This window comes from Oerskovia merdavium (genome assembly GCF_014836755.1).
GTDB lineage: Bacteria > Actinomycetota > Actinomycetes > Actinomycetales > Cellulomonadaceae > Oerskovia > Oerskovia merdavium.
This window is the reverse complement of record NZ_JACSQF010000002.1, coordinates 311,557-336,294: the sequence shown is the minus strand read 5'-3', so window position 1 is coordinate 336,294 and position 24,738 is coordinate 311,557. Positions and strand designations below refer to the sequence as shown.

Annotated in this window: 14 protein-coding genes and 3 tRNA genes; 10 read left to right on the top strand and 7 right to left on the bottom strand. The window is 72.0% G+C overall.

Going from position 1 to position 24,738, the window contains the following annotated elements:
• Positions 1-44 precede the first annotated feature (44 nt).
• The 9 genes from H9641_RS03540 (at position 45) to H9641_RS03500 (ending at position 11,006) form a co-directional block, all read left to right on the top strand.
• Entirely contained in the window at positions 45-3,809 is a 3,765-nt protein-coding gene (locus H9641_RS03540) for a sensor histidine kinase (protein ID WP_191801052.1), read from the top strand.
• Positions 3,810-3,849: 40 nt separating this feature from the next.
• The gene (locus H9641_RS03535) at positions 3,850-4,299 is read left to right on the top strand and encodes a roadblock/LC7 domain-containing protein (RefSeq protein WP_030151141.1); all 450 of its coding nucleotides are present in this window, start codon (positions 3,850-3,852) and stop codon (positions 4,297-4,299) included.
• 10 nt (positions 4,300-4,309) lie between these two features.
• The gene (locus H9641_RS03530; RefSeq protein WP_056652781.1) at positions 4,310-4,726 is read left to right on the top strand and encodes a DUF742 domain-containing protein; all 417 of its coding nucleotides are present in this window, start codon (positions 4,310-4,312) and stop codon (positions 4,724-4,726) included.
• 367 nt (positions 4,727-5,093) lie between these two features.
• The gene (locus tag H9641_RS20590) at positions 5,094-5,633 is read left to right on the top strand and encodes a GTP-binding protein (RefSeq protein ID WP_157257694.1); all 540 of its coding nucleotides are present in this window, start codon (positions 5,094-5,096) and stop codon (positions 5,631-5,633) included.
• 207 nt (positions 5,634-5,840) lie between these two features.
• A tRNA-Ser gene (locus H9641_RS03520) sits at positions 5,841-5,925 on the top strand.
• Positions 5,926-6,071: 146 nt separating this feature from the next.
• Positions 6,072-7,343 (top strand): threonine/serine exporter family protein, encoded by a 1,272-nt coding sequence (locus H9641_RS03515; protein WP_191801050.1) that lies wholly within the window; start codon positions 6,072-6,074, stop codon positions 7,341-7,343.
• Between the two features lie 82 nt (positions 7,344-7,425).
• Positions 7,426-8,082 (top strand): TetR/AcrR family transcriptional regulator, encoded by a 657-nt coding sequence (locus tag H9641_RS03510; RefSeq protein ID WP_191801048.1) that lies wholly within the window; start codon positions 7,426-7,428, stop codon positions 8,080-8,082.
• A gap of 41 nt (positions 8,083-8,123) precedes the next feature.
• Positions 8,124-10,724, top strand: coding sequence for an MMPL family transporter (locus tag H9641_RS03505; protein WP_191801046.1), 2,601 nt, complete (start codon positions 8,124-8,126; stop codon positions 10,722-10,724).
• Positions 10,725-10,917: 193 nt separating this feature from the next.
• Positions 10,918-11,006, top strand: a tRNA-Ser gene (locus H9641_RS03500).
• Between the two features lie 177 nt (positions 11,007-11,183).
• Here the strand turns inward: H9641_RS03500 and H9641_RS03495 are convergent.
• The 3 genes from H9641_RS03495 to H9641_RS03485 form a co-directional block, all read right to left on the bottom strand.
• Positions 11,184-12,548 (bottom strand): FtsX-like permease family protein, encoded by a 1,365-nt coding sequence (locus H9641_RS03495; protein ID WP_191801044.1) that lies wholly within the window; start codon positions 12,546-12,548, stop codon positions 11,184-11,186.
• Positions 12,545-13,390: an ABC transporter ATP-binding protein gene (locus H9641_RS03490; RefSeq protein WP_191801042.1), complete on the bottom strand. Its 846-nt coding sequence runs from the start codon at positions 13,388-13,390 to the stop codon at positions 12,545-12,547. Before H9641_RS03490 ends, H9641_RS03495 begins: the two co-directional genes overlap by 4 nt.
• Positions 13,391-13,571: 181 nt before the next feature.
• Positions 13,572-14,315, bottom strand: coding sequence for a fumarylacetoacetate hydrolase family protein (locus H9641_RS03485; protein WP_191801040.1), 744 nt, complete (start codon positions 14,313-14,315; stop codon positions 13,572-13,574).
• 255 nt (positions 14,316-14,570) lie between these two features.
• Here H9641_RS03485 and H9641_RS03480 point away from each other — a divergent pair.
• Positions 14,571-14,643, top strand: a tRNA-Arg gene (locus H9641_RS03480).
• A gap of 538 nt (positions 14,644-15,181) precedes the next feature.
• Here H9641_RS03480 and H9641_RS03475 read toward each other — a convergent pair.
• From H9641_RS03475 to H9641_RS03460, 4 genes are all read right to left on the bottom strand, one after another.
• Positions 15,182-16,699, bottom strand: a complete 1,518-nt coding sequence (locus H9641_RS03475) for a GmrSD restriction endonuclease domain-containing protein (RefSeq protein WP_191801039.1) — start codon at positions 16,697-16,699, stop codon at positions 15,182-15,184.
• Positions 16,700-16,868: 169 nt separating this feature from the next.
• On the bottom strand, positions 16,869-17,237 hold the full coding sequence (locus H9641_RS03470) for an ArsR/SmtB family transcription factor (RefSeq protein WP_191801037.1): 369 nt from the start codon (positions 17,235-17,237) through the stop codon (positions 16,869-16,871).
• Positions 17,238-17,304: 67 nt separating this feature from the next.
• A complete protein-coding gene (locus H9641_RS03465; RefSeq protein WP_191801035.1) occupies positions 17,305-21,309 on the bottom strand; it encodes a discoidin domain-containing protein in 4,005 nt (1,334 codons plus the stop codon).
• Between the two features lie 86 nt (positions 21,310-21,395).
• Entirely contained in the window at positions 21,396-24,638 is a 3,243-nt protein-coding gene (locus H9641_RS03460) for a GH92 family glycosyl hydrolase (RefSeq protein ID WP_225219880.1), read from the bottom strand.
• Positions 24,639-24,738: the final 100 nt, after the last annotated feature.

The window sequence follows — 24,738 nt, the reverse complement described above, 5'->3', positions numbered from 1 at the left end:
CCGCTGGTTACAGGGTTTGGAGAGAGGTTCGTATGCTCCGCAGGTTGAGCGTTCGCGGGAAGATCCTTGCGGCACTCGCGCTGCCTGTCCTCGTCCTGTTCCTGGCCGCGACGATCTTCTCGGTCCAGGCGATCAACGAGGCGCGGGTCGCCCAGCAGACACAGGCACTGGTCAAGGCGTTCGCGACCCAGGACGTCGCCGGCAAGGCCGTCGCCGCCGAGCGAGCCGCCGAGATCCAGCGCGTCCGCGGGGTCGAGAACGGTGCCGCCCTGGTCGAGGAGGCCCGCCTCGCGACGAACAAGGCTCTCGACCGCCGCGACGCCGTGTACTCCGGCCTCAACCTGTCGATGCTCGACCAGCGCGTGCGTGACGCCGTCGACGCGACGGTCAAGGACCGGGCCGAGCTCGCGGACATCCGCAAGAAGTCGGACACCAACGCTCACCAGGAGCTCGGGTTCACGGCCAAGTACAACGCCCTGATCGACGACGCCCTCGACGTCCCCCGAGTCCTCGCGGACACGTCCGACGACCGCCGTCTCGCCCAGTTCCTCGACGCGTACGTCGACGCCGACGTGCTCATGAGCCAGGTCGCGCTCGAGCTCCCCGTGGTCCAGTTCCTCTTCAACGACATCGCCGCCGGTGAGAACGCCGCGAACGACTCGCTCCGCGTCGCCCGACTGATCGGTGAGGGTGACACCAAGGCTGACCAGGCGCGCAAGTCCGTCCGTGAGCTGCGCATCCCCGAGACGACCATCCCGTCCCCCATCGGCACCTACGTCACGCTGCGTACCGGGCTCGCCGGAAACGGTGCGTACGGCGTGACCGGCAAGCAGGACTGGGCCAGCGCGTCGACCAAGGACCTCGAGGGCATCACCCCGGTCCGAGACAAGGTCCTCGCGGAGACGGGCGAGATCGCGTCGGACAACGCGACGGCCGCGGTGACGCGAGCCGTGATCACGATCCTCGTGACCCTGCTCGCCTTCGGCGCCACGATCGCGGTGGCCGGTGCCATCGCCCGCCAGATCGTGAACCCGCTGCGTCGTCTGACCGACGCAGCCCAGGACGTGCGTGACCAGCTGCCCCGCCTCGTCGAGCAGGTGTCGATCCCCGGTCAGGGGCCTGGCATCAGCATCCAGCCGATCGAGATCGAGTCGACCGACGAGGTCGGCCAGCTCGCCAACGCGTTCAACGACGTGAACTCCACGACCATCCAGGTCGCGAGGGAGCAGGCCGCTCTCCGTGGCTCGATCGCCGAGATGTTCGTCAACGTCGCGCGCCGTGACCAGGTCCTCCTCAACCGTCAGCTCGCGTTCCTCGACGACCTCGAGCGGTCCGAGGAAGACGCGAACACGCTGTCGAACCTGTTCCGCCTCGACCACCTCGCGACGCGGATGCGTCGTAACGCCGAGTCGCTCCTGGTCCTCGCGGGCATCGACTCGGGCCGACGCGTGCGCCAGCCCATGCCGGCCTCCGACGTCATCCGTACGGCGTCGTCCGAGATCGAGCTGTACGACCGCGTCCGCCTGAACCTGGTCGTCGACCCGCTCATGCTGGGGCACAACGCCCTCAACGCGGCACACCTCATCGCCGAGCTCCTCGAGAACGCGACCATGTTCTCGGAGCCGCACACCCCGGTCGAGGTCAGCACGGGGCGCGACGAGCGCTTCGTCAAGATCATCATCCGCGACCACGGGCTCGGCATGACTCCCGAGGAGATCGGCGAGGCGAACCGCAAGGTCAACGCGCACGCCGCGTCGGACGTCGTCGGGTCGCAGCGTCTGGGCCTGTACGTGGTCGGACGCATCTCCGACCGCCTGGGTGCGCGCGTCACGTTCGAGCGCGCCCCCGAGGGTGCGGGGACGCTCGTCACGGTGAGCTTCCCGAACGTCCTGTTCGTGCCCGACTCCAACGTGCCGCTGCCGATGCCGACGGACCCGCTGGACAACCGCACGCAGGTCGCGGCGGACCAGATCTCGGCGCCCGCTCCGCAGCCGACCGCACCCGTGTACTCGGGACCGGCCACGACCTCGACGCCGCAGATCGACCACGAGGCCCCGGTCGCCGTGGCCGTCGACCTCGCCGCGCTGACCGACGGTGCCACGTCCACGGGCATGCCCCGCCGCCGTTCGCGCGGCATGGACCCCGCCGGGTCTGCACCCAGCGCCTCGTTCGTCCCCGGTCCGCAGACCGGCTCGATCATCCTGCCGCCGTTGGCCACCCCGTCGCTGCCCCTGGACCTGCCCGCGGCCCCCGACGCGTGGTCACCGCCGGAGGGTGTCGCTGCCACGGGCAACTCGCTGCCGAGCCGCGCTCGCGCCTCGAGCCCTGCGGAGACGACCGGCGTCATGCCGCCCGTCCAGCCTGCTTCCGCCGAGATCCCCGTCCTGGACGTGAGCACGCGGTCCGCGATGTTCTCGAGCTTCCGGGCCCTGGGCACGACCGACCCGAGCACCGCCGAGCAGCAGGCCGTCGAGCTCGACGCAGCCCCGGACGTCTCGGCGACCGACATCTCCGTCCCGGACTTCGTGCCCGACGACGGCACCTGGGCCCCGCAGTTCGCGATCGAGCCGCTCGGTGCGTCCGAGGCCGACGCGGCGCCCGCGGAACAGCCGATCGCCGTAGCACCCGTCGCGCCGGTCGCGGAGGCTCCCGTCGCCGACGCTCCTGCCGCTGCGCGGGAAGTCCAGGCCGTGGAGCCGCAGGCTCCCGTACCCGACCTTCCGCAGCGCAACGCGCCGGCGGCGGCCGAGGCCCCGGTCCAGCAGTTCGCCCCGCCCGTCGTGGCGTACGAGGCTCCGGTCGCGCCTCCTGCGGCGAGCTTCGAGCCCCCGGTCGTGCAGGCGGCTCCGCCCGTCGTGGCGTACGAGGCTCCGGTCGCGGCTCCTGCGGCGAGCTTCGAGCCCCCGGTCGTGCAGGCGGCTCCGCCGTTCGCGGCTCCCGCCGCGCAGGCCGCGCCCGTCGCGCCGCTGCACCGGGAGGAGATCCCCGAGGAGCTCTCGTTCGAGGCTCTGCCGAAGTTCGAGGACCTCATGGCCGACCTGCCGACGCGCCGGTCGCTGCGTGAGAGCCAGGCGCGCAAGCGCGGGATCTTCAACCGTCGCCCGCGGACGGGCACCCTGCCCGTCATCCGGCCGTCGTCGGCAGCGCTCGCCTCGCAGCCCGCCGGCACGGACCAGCAGGCTCCCGCGGCCACGTACCAGCAGCCGCAGGCTCCTGCCGTGCAGCAGCCCGCTGCCGTCGGGTACCAGCAGCCCCAGGCCGCGCCGGTCGCCTACCAGCAGCCGCAGCCCGTCGCCTTCGCTGCCCCGGCCGCGCCGACCTCGTTCGCGCCGCCGACCGCGGCACAGCCGCAGGTCGCCGCGCCCACGGCCTCGGCACCGCTGGTCCGCCGACCGGCCCAGGAGCCGATCGAGCCCCTCGACCCGACCTACGTGTCGGACTCGGTCGAGGCGCGGTCCGACTGGATCGCCTCGGCCGTGCTCTACGAGGAGATGTCCACGCTGCTGCGCAACGGGCCCGAGGTCCAGGGCAAGGCGTTCGCGGAGTCCGCGGGCACCTACAGCCCCCAGGCCCAGTCCGACGTCACGGCGTCCGGACTGACGCGGCGCGCACGGACGGTGAACCGCGAGGAGTACGTCGACCGGTTCACCGCGAAGATCGATCGCGACCCTGAGCAGCTGCGAGCCCGTCTCGCGGCCTTCCAGTCGGCGACGGCCCGGGGACGGGTCGAGGCCGACGACGAGACGGGGTCGACGGATCTGTCCTCGCACGGGAATGATGTCCCTGACTCAGCGCCGCAGTCGCGGTAACGAACAGCTCGCCGTCTGTGGCAACTGACAAGGAGGAAGTGTGAACGCGCTCAGCACCGAAGCAACCAATTTCGGGTGGTTGCTCGACAACTTCGTGCGGACCGTCCCGGGAAGTCGGCACACCCTGGTGGTGTCGGCGGACGGCCTGCTCATGGCGATGTCCGACCAGCTGGACCGCACGAGCGGTGACCAGCTCGCCGCGATCGTGTCCGGCATGTCCAGCCTGACCCGTGGGGCGGCACGCCAGCTCAACGGTGGCAACGTCCGGCAGTCGATCGTCGAGATGGACAACGGCTTCCTCTTCCTCATGAACGTGTCGAACGGATCGGTCCTCGGCGTCGTCGCGGAGTCGACGTGCGACATCGGACTGATCGGCTACGAGATGGCACTTCTCGTCTCCCGTACCGAGGCCACGCTGACGCCTCAGCTGATCTCGGAGATGCGCGGTAGCCTGCCTGTTGACGGAGCAACACGAGCCCCGGTGGGATGAGGTTAGGTCGATGACGAACGCACCTTTTGGCAGCTTGGGAGCCCACAGCTCGGACTCGTACGAGGCCGCGACGGTCCGTCCGTACGCGGTCACCGGCGGACGTGTCCGTTCGGCGACCTCGGACCTTCCGCTCGAGGCCCTCGTCGAGGTGATGCCGGGTGCTGTGAACAGCTACGGCCTTCCTCCTGAGAAGCGCGCGATCCTCCAGCACGCTGCTCACAACTACGTGTCGATCGCCGAGCTCTCAGCGCTGCTGCGGATGCCCCTCGGCGTCACCCGCATCCTCGTCGCCGACCTCGCCGAGGACAACTACCTGACGGTTCACACGTCGACACCGTTGAACGTCCACACCGGCCACGGCGGCAGCAACTCGGGACTGTCCCTGAGCATCTTGGAGAGTGTTCTCAATGGCATTTCCACCCTCTGACGCTGCCTCGGCCGGTCAGCCGCAGCCCGGCGCCGGTCCGGCCGTCACGGGCCCGTCCTGGGCTCCGGTCGCGCCCGTCGGCGGAGGTGCGCCCACCGTGCAGGCTCCTGCCGTGCAGGCGCCGGCCCCGGTCCGGCAGAGCGTCCTGAGCCCCCAGGGTGCAGCCGCTCCGGCGGCCGCGCAGCACCACCCCGCCCCGGTCGCTGCGCAGCAGGCCCCGACGGTCCACCAGACGCCGCCCGTGCAGCAGACGCCTGCCCCGGCCGCCGCTGCGGCTCCGCAGCCACAGCAGCCGGCACCCGCTCAGCCCGCAGCGGCTCCGGCTTCTGCTCCCCAGGCGACGCGGACCGCGCCGACGGTCGTCAAGATCGTCGTCGCCGGTGGCTTCGCCGTGGGCAAGACGACGTTCATCGGGTCCATCTCGGACATCGAGCCGCTCAACACCGAGGCCGCGATGACGGAGCACTCGGTGGGGGTCGACGACGCGGGTGGCGTGAGCGACCGCAAGATGACGACCACGGTCGCGATGGACTTCGGTCGTATCGAGCTCCCGGGCTCGCTGTGGCTCTACCTGTTCGGCACCCCGGGACAGGACCGCTTCCTGTTCATGTGGGACGACCTGGTGCGCGGTGCGATCGGTGCCGTCGTGCTGGTGGACACCGACCGCCTGGAGCAGTGCTTCCCGGCGATCGACTACTTCGAGTCGCGCGGCATCCCGTTCGTCGTGGGCGTCAACTGCTTCGACGGCGTCGCCAAGCACAAGCTCGAGGACGTCCGTGAGGCGCTGCAGATCCCGGCGCACGTGCCCATGCTCTACACCGACGCGCGTTCGCGTGCGGCGACCAAGCAGACGCTGATCTCGCTCGTCCAGCTCGCGATGCGCCAGCTGCGCTCGGGCGCGGCCTGACGCGTACCTCGTGCTGGCCGGGCAGCCCGCTGCTCGACGACCACGGCACGACGGCGGGTCCCCTCCACGGGTGACCCGCCGTCGTCGTGCCGGCTCCGTGCCGGTCGACGGCACCTCCCCACGCCGGACGGTCGGTCGGGGCCCGCACGGCGCCCGTCGGCGCCAGTTCCTGCCCCGACGTGCCAGAATGTGCGTCGGAGCATCCCAGGAGGGCTGACAGAGCGGCCTAATGTGACGGTCTTGAAAACCGTTGTTGCGCAAGCAACCGGGGGTTCGAATCCCTCGCCCTCCGCCCTCACGAGAGGCCCCGGACCACCCAGGTGGACCGGGGCCTCTCCGCGTGGCGCGGGATCCGCGGCACGCCGGACGCGTGGACCGGACCGTCTCACCGGGTCGCCCGTGGGTGCACCGGGGGGACGGACGGGACATCATGACGGGGTGACAGCAGAAGCGACCGACGAGCCGGGCCTGGGCCCGAGCGAGCTCGTCCGACAGTCCGGGACGGTCCTGCGGGTCGGGCGCCTCGCGCTCTCTGCGGGGACCGGCAGCTACCGCGTGAAGTCGCACATGACACGCGTGGGCCGGGCGCTGGGCCTGGACCGTACCGCCGCGCACGTGACGCTCACCGAGATCACCGCGACGTCCTACCGTGACCGGAACTTCCGCACCGAGGTCTCCGAGGTCCGCGCGGTCGGCATCAACTCGGACCGTCTGTCGGAGCTCGAGTCGTACGTGGGGGACCTGCCCGAGCACGTCACGGCCGCCGACGTCGACGCGGAGCTCGAGAGGATCGCCGCCAAGCCCCTGCTCTACGGAGCGTTCCTCAACGCCCTGTGGGCCGCGATCGCGTGTGCGGCGTTCGCTTTCCTGAACAACGGCGGCGTGATCGAGTGCGGCGCGGTGTTCGTCGGTGCGTTCCTGGGGCAGATGGTGCGTCGGGCCATGCTGCACAAGGGGATCAACCAGTTCGGGACCACGATGCTCGCGGCGACCGTGGCGGCGTCCGCGTACCTGCTGGTCGTCCTGGCCTTCGAGAACGTGCTGGGTCTCTCCGGCGGGCACGAGGCCGGCTACGTGTCCGCGGTCCTGTTCCTGGTGCCGGGGTTCGCGCTCGTGACGGCGGCCCTGGACCTGGCCAAGCTGGACTTCTCGGCCGGGATCGCGCGCATGACCTACGCGCTGATGATCCTGGCGTCGGCGGCCCTCGCGGTGTGGGCCGTGTCCGCGATCGCGGGTCTCCAGCCGGACCGGCTGCCGCCGCCCGCGCTCGACGACACCCTGTTCCTCGCGCTCCGGCTGCTGGCCAGCTTCGCGGGCGTCCTGGGCTTCGCGCTGATGTTCAACAGCCCGTGGAAGATGGCGGTCGGTGCCGCGTCGATCGGCATGATCGCCAACGTGGGTCGTCTCCTGATGATCGACGCGGGGTTCGCGTCGCAGGCCGCTGCTGCGGCGACCGCGCTCGTCGTCGGTGTCCTGGCGGCCTACATCGCCCCCGCGATGAACGTTCCTCGCATCACCCTCTCGGTGCCTGCCGTCGTCATCATGGTGCCGGGGGTCACGGCGTACCGGGCCGTCTACCAGTTCAACAGCGGGGCCACGGTCGACGCGCTGGCGTCGACCGTCGAGGCGGGGCTCGTGATCATCGCGCTGTCGATCGGGCTCGCGGTCGCCCGCATGCTCACCGACAAGAACTGGACGTTCGAGCGGTAGGTACCAGGGTCGGCGCGATTGCTTCACAGACCCCTCACCAAGCTAGTTGCACCGAGTGCAGCGACGTGCCTAGCGTAGGAGCATGTCCCTCGTCACCGGAGATCGTCGTGCTGCGCTCAAGGCGCGCCACCGGCGTGCGATCGTGGACGCCGCGTCGGCCCTGATCGGCGAGTCGGGCGGCACGGACTTCTCGGTCGACGTGCTCGCGGACCGTGCCGACGTCTCGCGGCGCACGGTCTTCAACCACTTCGCGTCGCTCGACGACGTCGTGACCGAGGTCTGCAGCGAGGTCGTCGGTGCGGCGCTCGGTCGTCTCGACGCGCTCTCGACGAGCGCGGACCCCGTGCAGGCGGACGCGGGCCTGTTCGACGAGGTCGCGGACGCCCTGCGCGCGACCGACTTCGTGACACCGCTGACGTACCTGACCCGGGTGCTCGGGGGCGAGGGGGGACCCTCGCCTCGCAGAGCCCTGACGCTGATCAAGGTCTTCGCCGAGGTCAGCACGCGCCTCACCGCGGGCCTGGCCACGAGCCATCCCGACGCCGACCCGTTCGACATCGAGCTGTTCGTCGGCTCGACCATGAGCGGGCTCATCGTGATCTATCTCCACTGGGTCGAGGTCACGGGGGCGGTCGACGACGTCGACTCCCGCGAGACCTGGTCGGCCCTGCTCGAACGACTCCTCGACGCGACACGGACCGGGCACGCCTCGGTCGCGTCGTCCCGCCGGGCCCCCTGAACCCTGCTCATCGCGTACTCGCGCGCAACCGAAGGACTCCCATGGCTGAATTCCTCTATCGCGTCGGCCGCTGGTCGGCGCGCCGAGCACGGACGGTCCTCGTCGCGTGGCTCGCGGTCCTCGTCGCGGCGGGCGTCGCGTTCGCGCTCGGCGCGGGCACGCTCGCGACCACGTTCTCGATCCCCGGCACCCCGACCGCCGAGGTGACCGACCGTCTCCAGAGCGACTTCCCCGACGCCTCGGGCGGTACGGGCACCGTCGTCGTCCAGACCGAGGACGGCGAGCCGTTCACGGCCGAGCAGGAGGAGGCCGTCGCCGGGCTCGTGGCCGAGGCCGCCGCGGTCGACGGCGTCACCGCGGTCATGGACCCGTTCCAGACCGAGGCGGACCGCGCCGCCCAGGCGCAGCAGGTCGAGTCGGGCCGTACCCAGATCGAGGACGGTCGGGCGCAGCTCGACGCGGGACAGGCCCAGCTGGACGCGGGTCGTGAGCAGCTCGAGGCGGGTCAGGCGCAGCTCGACGCCGCGCGGGCCCAGGCGGAGGCCGCGGGCATGCTCGCGCAGGTCCAGCCTCAGCTCGACGCGCAGCAGGCCGCGCTCGACGAGGGGCTCGCGGCGCTCGACGCCCAGCAGACGACCCTCGACGACGGCCGCGCGACGCTCGAGGAGCAGGAGGCCCAGCTCGAGCAGGGGGCAACTCTCCTCGACATGGCCTCGGAGATCCGCATGGTCTCGGAGGACGGCACCGCGGCGATCGTCATGGTCTCGTTCGCCGACCCGCAGATGGAGATCCCGCAGGAGACCAAGGACGCGCTCGTCGACGTCTTCGCGGACGCTCTCGAGGGGCTGCAGATCGACCTCTCGTCCGACATGACCATGGGAGCCCCGAGCATCATCGGTGCCGGAGAGATCGTGGGCCTCCTGGTCGCCGCGGTCGTCCTGGTGATCATGCTCGGCACGCTCATCGGTGCAGGCCTGCCGATCCTCACGGCTCTCATCGGTGTGGGCATCGGCGCGCTGGGTGCGCTGTCCCTGTCCGGCGTCGTGGAGATGGCGTCCGTGACCCCCGTGCTCGGCCTCATGCTGGGCCTGGCCGTCGGGATCGACTACTCGCTCTTCATCGTCAACCGGCACCGTCGCCAGCTCAAGGCGGGCGACGAGCTGCACGAGTCGATCGCGCTCGCGAACGGGACCTCGGGCAACGCCGTGGTGTTCGCGGGGACCACGGTGCTCGTCGCGCTGCTGGCACTCAACGTCACGGGCATCCCGTTCCTGGGGCTCATGGGTACGGTCGGTGCGCTGTGCATCGCGATCGCGGTGCTCATCGCGGTCACGCTCACGCCTGCCCTGCTGGGGCTCGTGGGCCTGCGCATCCTCAGCAAGAAGGAGCGCGCTCAGCTCGAGGCCGGCGCGGGGACCGGGGGAGAGGTCGCTGCGGCCCCCGCCGCCGCGTCCGCCGCGCCCCTCCGCCCCATGTCGACCGGGTGGGCCGTCGTGCGTGTCGTCGTCGGCATCGCGGCGCTCCTGCTCGTCGCGCTGCCTGCGCTCGACCTCCGGGTGAACCTGCCCGACGGGTCGACCGAGCCGCACGACTCGTCGCAGTACCAGGCGTACGCGACCCTGGCCGAGAAGTTCGGCGAGGGCCAGAACGGGACGCTGCTCGTGGTGGCCGACCTGCCCGCCTCCGAGACCGAGGCCGAGTCCATGACGGCCCAGGTGGAGATCGCCCAGGTGCTGTTCGACCAGGAGGACGTCGTGGCGGTCGCGCCGATCGGTACGTCCGAGGACGGCACGGTCGCGGCGTTCCAGGTGGTTCCTCGCGAGGGCCCCACGAGCGAGTCGACCGAGGAGCTCGTGCACACGCTGCGCGACCTGTCTCCCATCGACGGGACGTACGAGATCGGTGTGGCCGGCTCGGCGAGCGGCAACGTCGACATCTCGGAGAAGCTCGAGTCCGCGCTGCCGGTCTACCTCGCGGTCGTGGTCGGCCTGTCGCTCATCATCCTGGTGCTGGTGTTCCGGTCGATCTTCGTGCCGGTCATCGCGACGCTGGGCTTCATCCTGTCGTACTTCGCGGCGCTCGGTGGGGTCGTCGCGATCTACCAGTGGGGCTGGCTGAGCGGTGTGTTCGGCGTCGAGAGCCCGGGCCCGATCCTGAACTTCCTGCCGACCATCCTCGTCGGCATCCTGTTCGGGCTCGCGATGGACTACATGCTCTTCCTCGGCTCGGGCATGCGTGAGGCGTACGCCCACGGGGCGCCCGCGCGGATCGCGGTCGTGCAGGGTGTCCGGGCCGGACGCTCGGTCGTGACCGCGGCGGCGATCATCATGATCGCGGTGTTCGGCGGGTTCATCTTCTCGCACAGCGCGATGATCCGGCCGATCGGGTTCGCGCTCGCGTTCGGCGTGCTCGTGGACGCGTTCGTCGTGCGGATGATGCTCGTGCCCGCGCTCATGCACCTCGCGGGCGACAAGGCGTGGTGGCTGCCGCGCTGGCTCGACAAGATCCTGCCCGACGTCGACGTCGAGGGGGCCTCGCTCGAGCGGCGCCACCCGCACGCGCACCCCGCAGCGGAGGGCCCCGTCGAGGGCGCCGACCGGGACGGCGACGTCGAGAAGGACGAGGTGCCCGCGCGGGGCTGACGCCTCGTCGCCACGGCGCCGGAGCCGCTCTCCTCGTGACGAGGAGGGCGGCTCCGGCCGTCCCCGCAGCCCGCGTGGAGCGGGCCGGGTGGGGCGCCCGGCACGCGCCCGGCACGGTCTCGGCGCCCGCGTTTTGCTCCGCGGTGCCGGGAGAAGGTAGCCTTGCGACGCTCGGTGCCTAGCATCCGAGCAAGGAGACGTCGCATAGCCAGGTCTAGTGCGCCACCCTGCTAAGGTGGTAACGGGGCAACCCGTTCGAGGGTTCGAATCCCTCCGTCTCCGCTCAGGAAGGTCCCGGCTGCGTCAGGCCCGGGGCCTTTTCTGTTGCCCGTGATGCGACCGTGCGCCCAGCGCGCAGAGGCACACAACGTGGCCCGCGCGCCCTCCGCACCCCTGCATGCCGAAGCCCGACGACGCAGCCCACGCCACGCCGTCGGGCACCTGCAGGTGCAGCCCTGCTCAGGCCGCCATCGCGGACCGGACCACGAACCGCGACGCGGCCGCCCCGGCCAGGACGAGCGCCGACGCCCCCACGACGCACAGCAGGAACTGCACCACCACGTCGACGTTGGCGAACGCGTTGAGGCCGACGATCGGCGCCATGAACATCAGGGCGCCCGTCGTGGCCACGCCCACGCTCGCGACGAGCGGGATGACCGTCTCGCGCAGCCGCGCCTTGTCGAGCGTCTTGAGGTCGGTGCCCGCGAGGGTCAGCGTGCGGTACTCGCCCCGCTGGTCGATCACGCGGCCCGCCTGCATGACCCCGGTCGAGACCGCGGCGAGCACGCCCGCGATCGCGAGGGTCAGGAAGCCGCCCGTCGTGAGGTCGGTGAGGAACTGGGCCTCGCCGGGGTCGGCGCCCATGCCCGGGTCGAACAGCGCGAAGATGCTCGTCATGCCGGCGATGAACGTCGCGAGGGCGACGCCACCGACCGAGCGCCACGCGGTCTTGGGCGAGTCGACGATGCGGCGCCCGGCGAGGAGCGTCGGGACGGTCCGCGCACGGTGCGCCGTGATCCGGCCGACGACCCAGATGACGAACGGCCCGACGACGTTGAGCGTCGCGAACCCCGCGACGAGGACGAGCACCAGGACCGTGATCGCCACGGCCTCGCTCCCGAGCGACACGTTGGTCACGACGATCATGGCGAGGAAGGCGACGCCCGTGCTGACCAGGCGCACGGCCTTGAGACCGGGAGGGGTCACGCGCGCTGCGACGCCCAGCGGCGTGATCGCGACGCGTCGCAGCGACACGGCCGCAGAGACGAGCGCGACGAGCACGACCCCGACGACCGCGACCAGCATCGCCGGGACCCCCACCCAGAGCTCGGAGAGTGCGAACGTGCTGCCCTGGAAGCGGAGCTGCGCCACGAGGGGCAGGAGGGCCGCGTAGCCGACCAGGCCCGCGAGGGCCCCCACGAGGGCCTGTGCGGCCGCGTCGAGCACCGTGAGCGTCGCGACCTGCCCCGTGGTCGCTCCCGCCAGGCGCAGCGACGCGAGGCGCGCGTCGCGCCGGGCGACCGCGAGGCGCGCTGCGGCGCCTCCCAGCGTCACGAGCGGGATGAGGAGCAGGAGCGCGGCGATGGACGCGAAGATCGGGTACTGGACGTCGTACGAGGTGACGTCGGCCGCGGTCCCGTCCTTCATGCCGTCGATCCCGCCCGCACGGGCCAGGAACGCGCCCACGCCGCCGACGACGACGAGCAGGATCGCGGTCGTCGCGGCGAACGCGATGATCGCCAGGACGTTGGTCAGGCCCTGCGGGTCGCGGCTGTCGGAGCTGCGCCGGCGCAGGAGCCACCACAGGTCGAGAGTGGCCCTCATCGGGTCGCCTCGCGCGTCGTGGCGGCCTGCGCTGCGGACGGGACACCGTTCGCGGGGTGAGCGGCCATGGCGGCCCGCGTGGCGGCGTCGGGCACGTGCGTCTGGGCAGGCGCCTGCTGCGCGGGGGATCCCGCGAAGAACTCGCCCGAGACGCGCCCGTCGCGCATGGTGACGGTGCGCGAGCAGTAGCGGGCCACGCCCGCGTCGTGCGTCACGACCACGAGGGCCGCGCCGGACGCCTGGACGGCCCCTGTGAGGACCGAGAGCACCTCGGCGCCCGTGGCCTGGTCGAGCGCCCCGGTCGGCTCGTCGGCGAAGACGACGCCGGGCGACCCGACGAGCGCGCGTGCGATGGCGACGCGCTGCGCCTGCCCGCCCGAGAGCTCGCCCGGGCGGCGCTGCTCCATGCCGGCCAGGCCCAGGTGCGCGAGCCAGCGCGCGGCGACCTGCGTGGCCTCGGTGCGCGAGACGCCAGCGAGCATGAGGGGCAGGGCCGCGTTCTCGACCGCGGGGAGCTCGGGCAGGAGCTGGCCCGACTGGAACACGAAGCCGAAGTCCTGGCGACGCAGGGCCGTGCGGCGGCCCTCGCTGAGCGTCGTGAGGTCCTCGCCCCGCCAGGACACCGCGCCCGACGTGGGCTTGATGATGCCCGCGAGGCAGTGCAGCAGGGTCGTCTTGCCCGAGCCCGAGGGACCCATGATGGCGACGGACTCGCCGGGCGAGACCGTGAGGGAGACGCCTGCGAGGGCGTGCGTGGCGGTGTGGTCGGTGCCGTAGACCTTCGTCAGCCCGGAGGCGACGAGGGGCGAGCCGGTCGAGGGGACAGGGCCGAGGTTCGTCATGCTTCCATCCTTCGGCGGGGACGGTGCTCGCCGCGTCCGGCCACGGTGGGGACCTGCCCGACGGCGTGTCATGCCCAGGGGGGACCGGTCGCCGTCCTCGCGGCGTACGGGCCGCGGGCGGGTGCTGGACCGGTGGCTCCCGTGGTGGCCGCCTGCACCGGCGGCCACCACGGCCCGCGGCTCAGACGATCGGGTTGGTCAGCGTCCCGACGCCCTCGATCGTGATGGTCGAGGTCTGGCCCGGGACGACGTGCGCCGACGTGCTGGGCGACCCGGTGAGGACCACGTCGCCCGGTCCGAGGGTCAGGTGCGAGGTCAGGTAGACGAGCTGTTCGACGACGTCCCACGCGAGACCCGACGTCGACGCCTTGGCCTCGGTGGCGCCGTCGACCTGGACGTCGATCGCGAGGTCCGCGACGCCTGCCACGGCGAGGTCGCTCTCGATCCACGGGCCGAGCGGCGTGAAGCCGTCGCCGTTCTTGGACTGCGTGAACTTGTCGTCGAGCGCGCTCTGCTCGTACGCCGTGACGTCGTTGCCGACGGTCCAGCCGAGGATCACGCCGGGGACCTGCTCGGGCGTGAGGTGCCGGGCGGTGCGGCCGATGACGATCGCGAGCTCGCCCTCGACCACGACCTTGCCCGCCGCGGGGTCCAGCCGGACGGGCTCGCCCGGCCCGACCACGGTGCGCGCCGACTTGGTGAACGCCTGCGGCGGGACCAGCCGGTCGGCCGGACCGCTGTTGTGCGCCATCCCGAGCACGACGCGCGGCTCGCACGGGGCCAGGAGGCGCGCACCGTCGACGGGGTGGGTCTCACCCGTGCGCTCGAGGTCGGGGGCGTGGTGGTCCACGACCACGGCCCAGACGTCGCCGTCCTGGACGACGGGGCGCGGGCCGGTGGGGGTGTCGATCCGAGCGAGTCTCACGGTGGGTTCCTCCGTCTGCGGTGTCGGCGCGAGCGGGCCGGCTGCACGTGAGACTACAGGAGGTATGACGTCCGATGTGGTGACGGAGCGTCTGTATCGTGACGGGAGGCGAGAGCGGCGACGGCCCGCCCGCGCCCTCCTTCGGAAGGTGTCGTGCGTCACGAAGCGGCTGGTCAGGACGTATCGGTTTGAGTATCCGGCGAAAACCGTTGTAGTCTTCTCGACGGCTGCTCAAGAGAAATCACGAACAGCCGGGCGCCCGTAGCTCAACGGATAGAGCATCTGACTACGGATCAGAAGGTTGGGGGTTCGAATCCCTCCGGGCGCACAGAACACGAAGGCCAGGAACCGCAAGGTTCCTGGCCTTCGTGCTTTTCGCTGGTGTCTCGGTCAGCCGTCCAAGCTGGGCCAGCCCGAGCGTCGCCCTCCCGGCACGGTCGAGACCTGCGTACCGTACGCGTAGACCGCGATGGCGGCGCCGTCCGAGACCATCGCCAGGTGCACCCGTTGTCGAGCGGGGCGGCGTATGCGGCCAATGGTCCGCGACACCGAGTTGCGTGAAGCCGACCTTGGCCGTGGCCTTGTACTGCTCGAGTTTGACCGCGGTGCGCACCCCGGACGAGGTGTCCGCTAGCAGGTCGGAGCTGCTCCTGACGTCCGTGGCGCGGATCCAGGACGCGGCCGTCCACGGTCCGCTCATGATCCCCGCGTGGTCGAGGACCTCGGGTGAGGTGTCGAGGCGCTCGACCACGGTGAAGTCGGGGAAGAGCTCCCGTAGGGTGGTGTCCATCGGATCAGTGCACCCGAACCGGCGCGACGGCGGCAAGGCAATTGAGGGAGCGTGCGACGGCTCGCCGATCCTCAGGTCACCACCAGGCCCGCTTGAACCCCGCGGCCTCTGCCTCCTTGCGGTTGTCGAAGCACACGTCGGCCACGACCTCCTTGAAGTTCCACTCCTCGCCCCGCACGTAGTAGACGTTCGTGGCACCGTCGGTCGGGCGGACGTACAGCCCCTTGACCTTGCAGTCCTCCGGGACGGGCCGGGTGGTCGGAGTCGGTGCCGGTGCCGGCGTCACCGGAGGCGCGGGCTCGGCCGCGACGGGCGGCGCCTCGGGCGTCGGTGTCGGGCTCGGCGTCGGCTTGGGCTTGACCGGTGCGGGGACGACGGGGTCGCGCGGCGGGGGCAGGGTCGACCCGGTGGGGAGCGGTTCGCCGGGGCACGTCGAGAGGACCGCGACCATGGCCGCCTGCTCGGCGGCCGAGACCCGCAGCCCGTACGTGTACTTGACCGCGACCTGGCGGGCGACGTAGGCGCACCGGAAGGACTCGGCCGGCGGGAGCCAGGCCGACGCGCTCCCGTCGCCCTTCTGCTGGTTGAGCGTGCCGTCGACGACCAGGACGTTGAGCGGGTCGTTGGCGAACGCCTCGCGGCGCGACACGTCCCACGACTGTGCGCCGTGACGCCAGGCGTCGGTCAGGGGCACGACGTGGTCCACCTGGACCGCGCCGGAAGAAAGGGGTCCGCGCTCGAACGCGATGTCCTTGCCGCTGTACGGGTCGGTCAGGAGCCCCGTCATGACCACGCAGTCTCGCGTCCCGGGCTTGAACGAGACCCCGGACAGGGACCGGGCGAGCGCGTCGTTGCGCGTGTCGCAGCCGTTGCCGTCGGTGTCCGCGAAGCGTGTGCCGAACGCGTCCGACGAGTACCCGGCGACCGGGTTCGGCTCCCCGACCTCGAGGAGCGCGACCGTCGCGAGAGCGCTCTGAGACGGCGCGGCCGCCGTCACGGTCGCGATGTCGAGGGCCGCGAGCTCGAGGACCGCCGAGTTCGCGACCTCGATGTAGTCCGGGGTGCTGTCCTCGGGCGGCTCCTCGACGGGCGTCGGGGCGGTCGACGGCCTGGCGACCACGGCCGGCGGTGCCGGGTCGTCGCCCTGTCCTGCGAGGGCTGCGGCGCTGCCGGCGACCGCGACGACCAGCACGGCGGCCCCGACCCAGAGCGCGGGCTTGGAGAGAAGGCCCCGCTGAGGGGCGGGCCGACGCGCTCGGGTGCGCTGCGCCGTCGGGCCGGTCCGCTGCGGGCCTGCGGCGTGCTCCGACCTCACGGCCGCCGCCGGCGGAAGCGGCACGGGAGGGAGAGCGCGTACCGAGGACGCCGGCGCGTACGTGGCGGGCTGCTCCTCGACCGATGGTCTGACCTCGGCGAACGGGGTCGCGGGCTGGTCCTCGCGGGGGAGCGCCGCGCCCACCCCGAGAGGCAGGCGCTGCGTGCTCGCGGGCAGGGCAGTGGGGCGCGTGTGCTGGGACCAGCGGTCGCCGTCGAACCACCGCTCGGTGCCGGCGGCCGAAGGATCCGGGTACCACCCGGGAGCGGTGCGACCCATCAGGCCTCCTGCTGCTCTGGCCGCCTGCGAGCAACCCTCCGGCGGCGTCCTGGACCGGCAGGGCGATCGAAGATTAGCCGAGGGTGGAGCACGACGACGAATCCGTTCAGGCCCGACGGCGGAGCGCACCCCGGTGGTCGTCCCGTCCTGGTCGCACGGGCGCCGATGCTCAGGCCGTGGCCGGCACCTGGACGGGGCCGCGCGGTGCCGCCACCGGCTCCGGAGCCAGCAGGTACCGGCGGAGCGTGGCGAGCATCCGGTCGACCCGCTCGACGTCCGCGGAGTACCGCACGCGTCGTCCCTGGCGGGACTCTCGCGGCTGGTCCGCGCGTACCAGGCCGTGCCGTTCGAGCCGGCCCAGGACGTGGAGGACCGACTGCTGGTGGGCCCCCGTCGCGAGGGCCAGCTGACCGCTCATGAGTCCGCCGTGGGCGGTGAGCTGCCGGAGCACGGCACGGGTCAACGGGCTCGTGAGCTCGTCGATGACGGACTGGACCGCGTCGTTCTCCGGGTCGGGGACGTAGGCGTAGCGCGACATGGACTTCTCCTCGGGGTGGGGCCGCCGCGCCGCCCGGGGGGACGGACGACGCGGCGGCGGCGATGGGCTACCCGCAGGTGGCCGGCTGGAAGGGGGACTCGACGACGGTGATGCCGCCGTCGGTCCCTGAGGCGGTGGTCTCGACGACGCCGGTGGCGTCAGCGGCGTCGCGTACCCGGAAGGTCTGGGACGCGGACCGTCCCGGGGCGACCCCGACGAACGTCTTGGTGCCCGCGGGCGTCCGGACGACCACGTCGAGCGGGACCGGCTCGCCGTTCACGACGCGGACGGACAGGTACTGGACCCCGGCCGTGCACCTCGTGGTGACCGTCGTGCCGATCGACAGGTCGGTCGCGAGCTCCGGGTCGGCGGCCCCCGGGGCGAGGGCCCGGAGGCTCGAGAGCCCCGGCCCGCCCGCGGCCCAACCGTCGACGGTCAGGGCGACGTAGCGCGTGGTGGCTCCGACGTCGAGCGAGCCGCGGACGGATCCGCCCTCGATCCGGCCGACGTCCGTGAAGGTCAGACCGTCGTCGCTGACCGAGACCGTGGCCGCAGGGGCGTCTCCGTCCCAGCGTGTGACGACGCGGCCGACCTCCTGCGGGGCACCGAGGTCGGTGACCATGCGCCCCTCGGCGGAACCCGGCGACCAGACGGTCGACGCGTCGCCGTCGACCGCGAGCGACGGAGACGTCATGCCCGACGGGAGCACCGACGCCGGGAACGTGAGGGTGCTCAGGGCGTGGTCCGCGACAGGGAACGGGGTCGCTCCCCGGAAGCGGAGCGTCGTGGGCGACGCCTTGCCCGGGACCGCGACCTCGCGGGCGTCGCCCGTCTCGGCGTTGCGGAGGACGAGCGAGACGGGCGCGGCCGAGGTGAGGAGCACGGTGCGTGCGTCGGTGACGTCGGCGTCGAACGACCCGCTGACCTGCGAGACGTCGAGCGTCGCGCGGGGTGCCAGGACGACCGCGCTGCCGGCCGGGACGCTCACCTCGACCTGGGAACCGGCAGCCGTCACGCGCTGGGCGCCCGGGTACAGGGTCGCCGTCGTGCCGTCGTGGGCCACCGTGACCGTCGTGGTGACCGGCGCGCCGGTGAGGTTGAAGACCGACAGGTAGCCGTCCAGAGCGCTCACGAGCGTCCCGGGCGAGCTGCTCGTCGGGACGGCGCGCGCGGCCTGCTGCGCGGTGGCCGCCGCGTCGCCGACCACGGCCTCGACGAGCCGGGGGCCCGACGCGCCGTCGGCCAGGCGCACGACGTGCTTGGCGTCGCCCGAGCGGGAGACGGTCAGCGGGGCGTCCGTGCCACGGACCACGAACCCGCCCTTGCCCTCGATGTTGATCCAGCCGCCCTGCGAGCGCAGGACCTCGTCGCCCTTCTCCTCGTGCCGTCCGGCGTCGTGCCAGGTCGTGCCGTCGGTCGAGGTCTGGATCACGTAGACGTCACCGGCCGACGCCTCCCAGCCCAGCTCGACCCGGGACACGTCCTGGACGGTGCCGAGGTCGATCTGCACCCAGGAGTCGGGCCGGGTGCGGTCGGTGCGCGAGACGGCCCAGCGGGTGTCGGCCTTGCCGTCCGTGACCGCGGTCGCGGGCTTGCCGTCGTCGGCGCTCGACGCGGTCGCGGGCCTGCCCGCCGCGAGGTTCGTCGCCCCCAGCGGACCGAACGCGCGCAGGTGGTAGAGCGAGTACCCGTAGTCGGCGTTGCCGCGGACGCCCTGCATGCGGACGAACCGGGCGGGGGCGGAGGAGGAGCCGTCCGCCGCCGTGAGGTCCACGGTGTCGAGGCGCGCGACGTTCGCGTCCTGGGCCGACTTCCCGTAGCGGGACGCGACGGTCCAGGTCGTGCCGTCGAGCGAGGTCTCCACGGTGTACTCGGCGCCGGCCGAGACCTCCCACGCCAGGCGCACCGAGGCCAGCGTCGTCTCCGCGCCCAGGTCCACCTGGACCCACGAGTCGGGGCGCGTGCGGTCGGCCTTGGAGACCGCCCACCGGGTCGTGGGGCTGCCGTCCGTGACGCGTACGGCCGTGCGGCCGCCCTCGGTGTCCTGGCTCGACGCGGTCGCGGGCTTCCTCGCGGCCAGGTCGACCGTCCCGTCCGGGCCGTAGGCGTGGAACGCGTACATCGAGTAGCCGTACGTCGCGTTGCCGCGGATGCCCTTCATCCGCACGTAGCGGGCCTGGACCTGACCCAGCGCCAGGTCGTCGACGCGTGCGGCGTTGGCGTCGGCCGGGTCGACGGCCGGGACGACGGGGTTGGCCGCGGTGACCTCTCCGTCGGACGTCGTGTAGGTGCGCGACCCGTCGAGCCCGTCGTACCCGCCCATGTCGAGGTTGCGGACGGTCACGGTCCCGTCGGTGGGGCCTGCGCCCGTCGAGGCGTAGACCGCCGACCCGGTCGGGAGCGTCACCTGGCCCGCGTACCCGTCGCCGATCCGGAAGACCGAGGCGGTCCCGTCGAACCCGTCCCTCGCGGCGGTCGAGACGTCGACCGACCGGGCGCTCACCTGAGCCGAGGCGCTCGGGTAGAGGAAGGGGGAGCTGCCGGAGAGGTGGAAGAGCCACGAGTCCTGCTCGGGGACCCAGGGGAACTTGACGAAGCCCTGGCGGCTGACCGCACCTGCCCAGGCGTTCGCGGACTGCTGGACGACGAGTCCCGGCCCCGCGCCGAAGTCACGGACGCCCGCGAGGCGGTCGAAGAGCTCGTCGGAAGGGGTCGGGGTCACCGGCCCCTCGGGGGACTCGGCGCTCGCGACGTGCAGGAGGTAGGAGATCGCGATCTCGGCGCGCGCCTCGGGCTCGTACTTGGCCTCGCCCGAGAACTTCGTCAGGCGGTAGACGGGCGCATACATCTGATAGTCCGCGAGAGCGTCCGCGAGGCTCGCCTCGGCGCGGGCCGCGTCAGGGTCGCGCAGGACCTGACCGAGGAAGGCCACGGGCAGGACGTCGCGGCCGTAGAGGAACTCGCGGTCGTTGACCATGGGCATGAACGGCTCGCCCTGCTCCGACATGACGAGCTGGATGGACCGCCACAGCTCCGCGGAGTTGGGCTGCTCGAGCAGGATCTCCGGGATGGGCTCGCCCGCCAGGAGGAAGTGGATCGCGTTGCGCGCCCCCGAGCGCCACACGTCCGACTGGTAGTGCGGGCCGAACGATCCGTGGTTCTCCACGATGTAGGTGTCGTAGACGTTCTGCATCGTGTTGTCCGAGACGGGAGCGCCTGCCACGACCGCGGGGTTGTTCCTGTCGGCTGTCGGCTGGCCCGCGGCGTTGCGCCCCCAGGTCGCGAGCTGGTCGGCCCAGCGGTCGGCGTCGGGGTCGTCGGGCGCCCAGGCGAGACCCGGAGCGAGGGCCTGCGTGTAGACGCCGACCTCCTCCTGTGCGGTGTCGCCCTTGTACCCGCCGGTGGGCCAGTGGGCGTTCCAGCCGCCCGACAGCGGGTCCTGGGCGAAGTTCAGGTCGGCCGCGTAGCGCGACTGCCCGGTCGCGATCTTCGTGAGGTTCGCGCGCGTCGTCGCGTCGAGGTCGTCCCACAGGAGGCGGCCCGCGGCGAGGAAGTACGACTGGAAGGTCGACTCCCAGAACAGCTTGCGCCCCCAGGTGCCCTGGGGGTTCACGAGGCGGTTCGACGCCGCGTAGTGCGTGATCGTCGAGAGCGTGTGCGCCTTGAGGTCCGCGCGCGAGATGCCGGCGAGCTCGGCGTCGTACTCTCCCTGGGTCACGAGCACGGCGTTGCCGAGCACGACGGCGAAGTTCATGTCCTTGAGCTGGTAGACGCCCGCGGCAGGGTCGTAGACCGACTCGACCCACCGGGTGTGGCGGAGCAGTGCCTCGTAGTACTTGGCGGCCGTCTCGTCGGGGGCACCGTAGGCCGGGGTGGTCGCGACGGACGCTGCGCTCGGGTCGGTGGTCGCGGGCACCCCGGTCGCCGACGCCGTGGTCGTGAGACCGGCGAGAAGGAGCGAACCCGAGGTCAGGGCCACGACGGCGGTTCGGAGCGCGCGCCGACCGGGCCGGTGCGAGGCCCGGGGCTCGGGAGCGCGGTCCGCCCGGGGGCGGAAGGACGTGCGATGCATGGTCGGCTGCTTCCTGCGTCGTCGTCGACGCATCGGAGGGGTGGAGTCCTGGGGGCGGAAGGACGCTCCCGCCCCCAGGGCCGTGCTCACTGTCCGCAGGTCACCGCGGGGTACTCGACGTCGGTGACTGTCTGCCGCACGTCCTGCGCATCGCTCGGACGCGCGGTCACCGTGGCCCTCCCGGCCTCGATCTCGGAGGACCGGGTCGAGAAGGTCTGCGCGGCAGACTTGCCGGGGGCGACCTGCGAGAAGGTCTTGGTGCCCCACGCCGTCGCCACGACGACGTCGAGGGGGACGGTGTCGTCGTTGACCACGCGGACCACGACGGCGCCGGTCCGGCCGGTGCACTGCGACCTGGTGCTCGCGACGACCTCGACTCCCCGGTCGACGATCGGCTCCGAGGTGCCGACCGCGAACAGGTGCATCACGCCCTTGTCGGTGCCCTGCGGCAGGATCACCGACGCGATGGTGCGGGTCGGGTCGACCGACACCGGCACCGTCCCGAAGACCTTGGCCTGGGTCGTGTCCTTGGTGCCGTTGGCCTTGTTGCGACCCGTCGTGGTCACGACCGGGACGTTGCCGAACTGGTAGGTGGTCCCCGGGGTCCAGTCCGTCAGCTCGACCTGGACGTCCTGCCGGGTGCCGTCGGTGTAGACGACCGTCGCCGTGCCCTTGGCCGGCCCGTTGGTGGCCAGGCCGAGGAACGAGATCTTCTCGACCCGGACGCCCATCGGGACGCTCTGGCCGTGGGGGATCCAGTTGTCGGGTGCACCCGGAGCGGCATCCGGCCAGGTGTACGTGACTCCCGTCGCCCCCAGGGGGAGGCGAGCGCCAGGAGTCGCGCCGGCCGCGGCAAGGTCGGCGCGGGACAGGGTGTTGTCGGACGCGTCGATCGACCCGGTCGCGCCCTTGCCGTCCATCGTCGTGCCGATGTTGTTGAAGACGTCGCTCCCGTCGGTGAACGACGGCGGGACGTCTGCTTCCCCGGTGCCCCAGGTGCCCGGGGTCGAGCGCATGGTGAGGTCGAGCGTGCCGCCCTGCTGGGTGAAGGACTCCGGGAGCCACGTGGCCGAGGACGGGACGCCGTCGACCCGGAGCGAGTCCACGTAGCGCGATCCGCTCGACGCGCCGGGCGCCGTGAGCGAGATGACCCGGGGCGCTCCGTCGGCGACCCGGCTCGTGATGGTGACCTGGTCGAACGCGGGCGAGGACACGAGCAGCTCGGCGCGGCCGAAGATCGCCGGGTAGAGGCCAAGGTTGGACCAGACGAACCAGGACGAGAGCGAGCCCAGGTCGTCGTTCCCGGGAACGCCCGTGGGAGCGGTCGTGAAGAGCTCGGCCCGAGCCCGGTCCAGGGTGTCCGTGGTCTTCGCAGGCTGCTGGAGCCAGTGGTAGACCCAGGGCGTCGAGGTGCTGGGCTGGTTGCTCATGTAGGCGTACGGAGTGTTGTAGACGCCTGCGTCGAGCCGCGTGAGGTGCGTGTCGAGGTCGGCCGTGACCTTCTCGACCCCGCCACGCTTGGCGATGAGCGTGCTCATGTTCTGCGGGACGGCCCAGCCGTACTGGTAGCCGGTCGCCTGGTCGAACTGGTTGCCCCGCTCGCCGAGGTTGAACCCGCGGTCGAACCCGTTGCGACCGCGCGGTCGGATCTCGCGCGTGACCGGGTCGAACACGTTCTGCCAGTTCTGTGCGCGCTGCATGAACCGGCCGTACGCCGCGTCGTCACCCAGACGCTGGGCGAGCTGGGCGATCGAGAAGTCGTTGGTCGCGTACTCGAGCGTCGTCGAGGTCGAGACGGCGTTCTTCGCGTTCTCGACGAACCCGAGGCCCGCGAACTGGTATCCGTTCTCGCGCTTGTTCTGTGCCTTGTCCTGGGGCAGCGCCTGCGAGGACACGAGGTGCGCGAGCGCGGCCTCGCGGTCGTAGTCGGTGCTGCCGAACGCGTCGATGACCGAGAGGACGGTGGGCAGCGAGTCGCCGCTCATCTTCTGCTGGGCGACGCCGAGGTGCGGCCAGTTGGGCCAGTAGCCCGACTGGTCGACCAGGTCGACGATCGACTGGTTGATGTCGGACGCGACGTCCGGGAAGAGCAGCGCGACGAGCTGCGCCTGTCCGCGGTACATGTCCCAGCCGGAGTACGTCGCGTAGTGGTGGCGCCCCGGCTCGACCCGGTGGACCGCGCCGTCGTAGCCGAGGTACTCGCCGTTGACGTCGTCGTAGGTGTTCGGGTGCAGCAGCGAGTGGTAGAGCGCCGTGTAGAGAGTGACCTGCTCGGCCTCCGTGCCCCCCGCGACGTCGATCGTGCTCAGTGCGTCGCGCCAGGTGGTCTCCGCCGCTGCGCGCGCCTCGTCGAACGTCACGTCGGCGGACTCGGAGGCTGCATTCTCCGCGGCGTTCTCGATGCTCACGTAGGACAGGCCTGCCTTGACCGTGACCTCGGCCCCGTCGGGGAAGGTCACGAAGACGCCCGCGCCGTGCCGCTTCTGGGCGGACGCGCCGGTCGAGCCGACCGTGACGTCCCCGCCGGTCCAGGTGCCTGACGAGACGATCGGCTGGTCGAACGTCGCCGAGTAGTAGGCCTTGTAGCGTCCGCCGCCCTCGCAGACCGGCGCCGTCTCGACCCAGCCGGAGATCGTGCTGCCCTCGATGGTCACGCCGCTGCCGAACACGCTGTTGTTCGACCCCGTGGTGTTGAAGATCAGGGTCGACGAGTCGGCGTCCGCGGGGAAGTCGAAGCGGCTGATCGCGGTGCGGTTGGTCGCGGTGAGCTCGGTGGTCACGCCGTTCGCGAGGTCGACCGCGTAGTACCCGGGCGCGCCGACCTCGTCCGCGTGGTCGAACGCGAGGTAGTAGGGCTTGATGTCGGTGCCGGGGGAGGACGGAAGAGCACCCTGGTCGGTGAGGCTGCCCGCGTAGGGCAGGACGGGGAAGTCGAACGCGCCGTTGCGGTTGGCGCACCCGGTCCCGGACAGGCGGTTCATGCCGAACCCGCGGATCTTGTCGGCGCTGTACTCGTAGCCGCCTCGCATGTCGCCGTCGCTGCTGCGGAAGGTCGTGGGGCTCGACTGCACCATGCCGAAGGGCACCGTCGCGCCCGGCCAGGTGTTGCCGTAGGCCGCGTTCCCCTTGTTCTGGGCGAAGTCCTCGGCGGTTCCGATCCAGGGATCGACGGCAGCGAAGGGGTCGAGGTTCACGAGGTCGGCGCCGGCGACGGGCTGGGCCGTGGCGGCGCTCGGCGCGGTGAGGCCGAGGCCTGTGACGAGGGCCGTCGCCGCGACCAGCGCGGGCAGACGGCCGCGGATGCGGGAGGGGGAGGCTGGGACGGGCAAGGGACGTGTCCTCTCGGGGGTGCTGCCCGCCCCCGGTGCACGCCCGGGAGCGGCGTCGCGCGGGGGTGCGCGGCGCCGTCGGGCAGGTTCGGGAGTGAGG

Excerpts from the sequence above, each read along its gene's own strand:
- H9641_RS03495 (WP_191801044.1), bottom strand. The coding sequence starts at position 12,548 with ATGAGGGCCACTCTCGACCTGTGGTGGCTCCTGCGCCGGCGCAGCTCC.
- H9641_RS03465 (WP_191801035.1), bottom strand. The coding sequence starts at position 21,309 with ATGCATCGCACGTCCTTCCGCCCCCGGGCGGACCGCGCTCCCGAGCCC.
- H9641_RS03530 (WP_056652781.1), top strand. The coding sequence starts at position 4,310 with ATGACGAACGCACCTTTTGGCAGCTTGGGAGCCCACAGCTCGGACTCG.
- H9641_RS03490 (WP_191801042.1), bottom strand. The coding sequence starts at position 13,390 with ATGACGAACCTCGGCCCTGTCCCCTCGACCGGCTCGCCCCTCGTCGCC.
- H9641_RS03475 (WP_191801039.1), bottom strand. The coding sequence starts at position 16,699 with ATGGGTCGCACCGCTCCCGGGTGGTACCCGGATCCTTCGGCCGCCGGC.
- H9641_RS03510 (WP_191801048.1), top strand. The coding sequence starts at position 7,426 with ATGTCCCTCGTCACCGGAGATCGTCGTGCTGCGCTCAAGGCGCGCCAC.
- H9641_RS03470 (WP_191801037.1), bottom strand. The coding sequence starts at position 17,237 with ATGTCGCGCTACGCCTACGTCCCCGACCCGGAGAACGACGCGGTCCAG.
- H9641_RS03505 (WP_191801046.1), top strand. The coding sequence starts at position 8,124 with ATGGCTGAATTCCTCTATCGCGTCGGCCGCTGGTCGGCGCGCCGAGCA.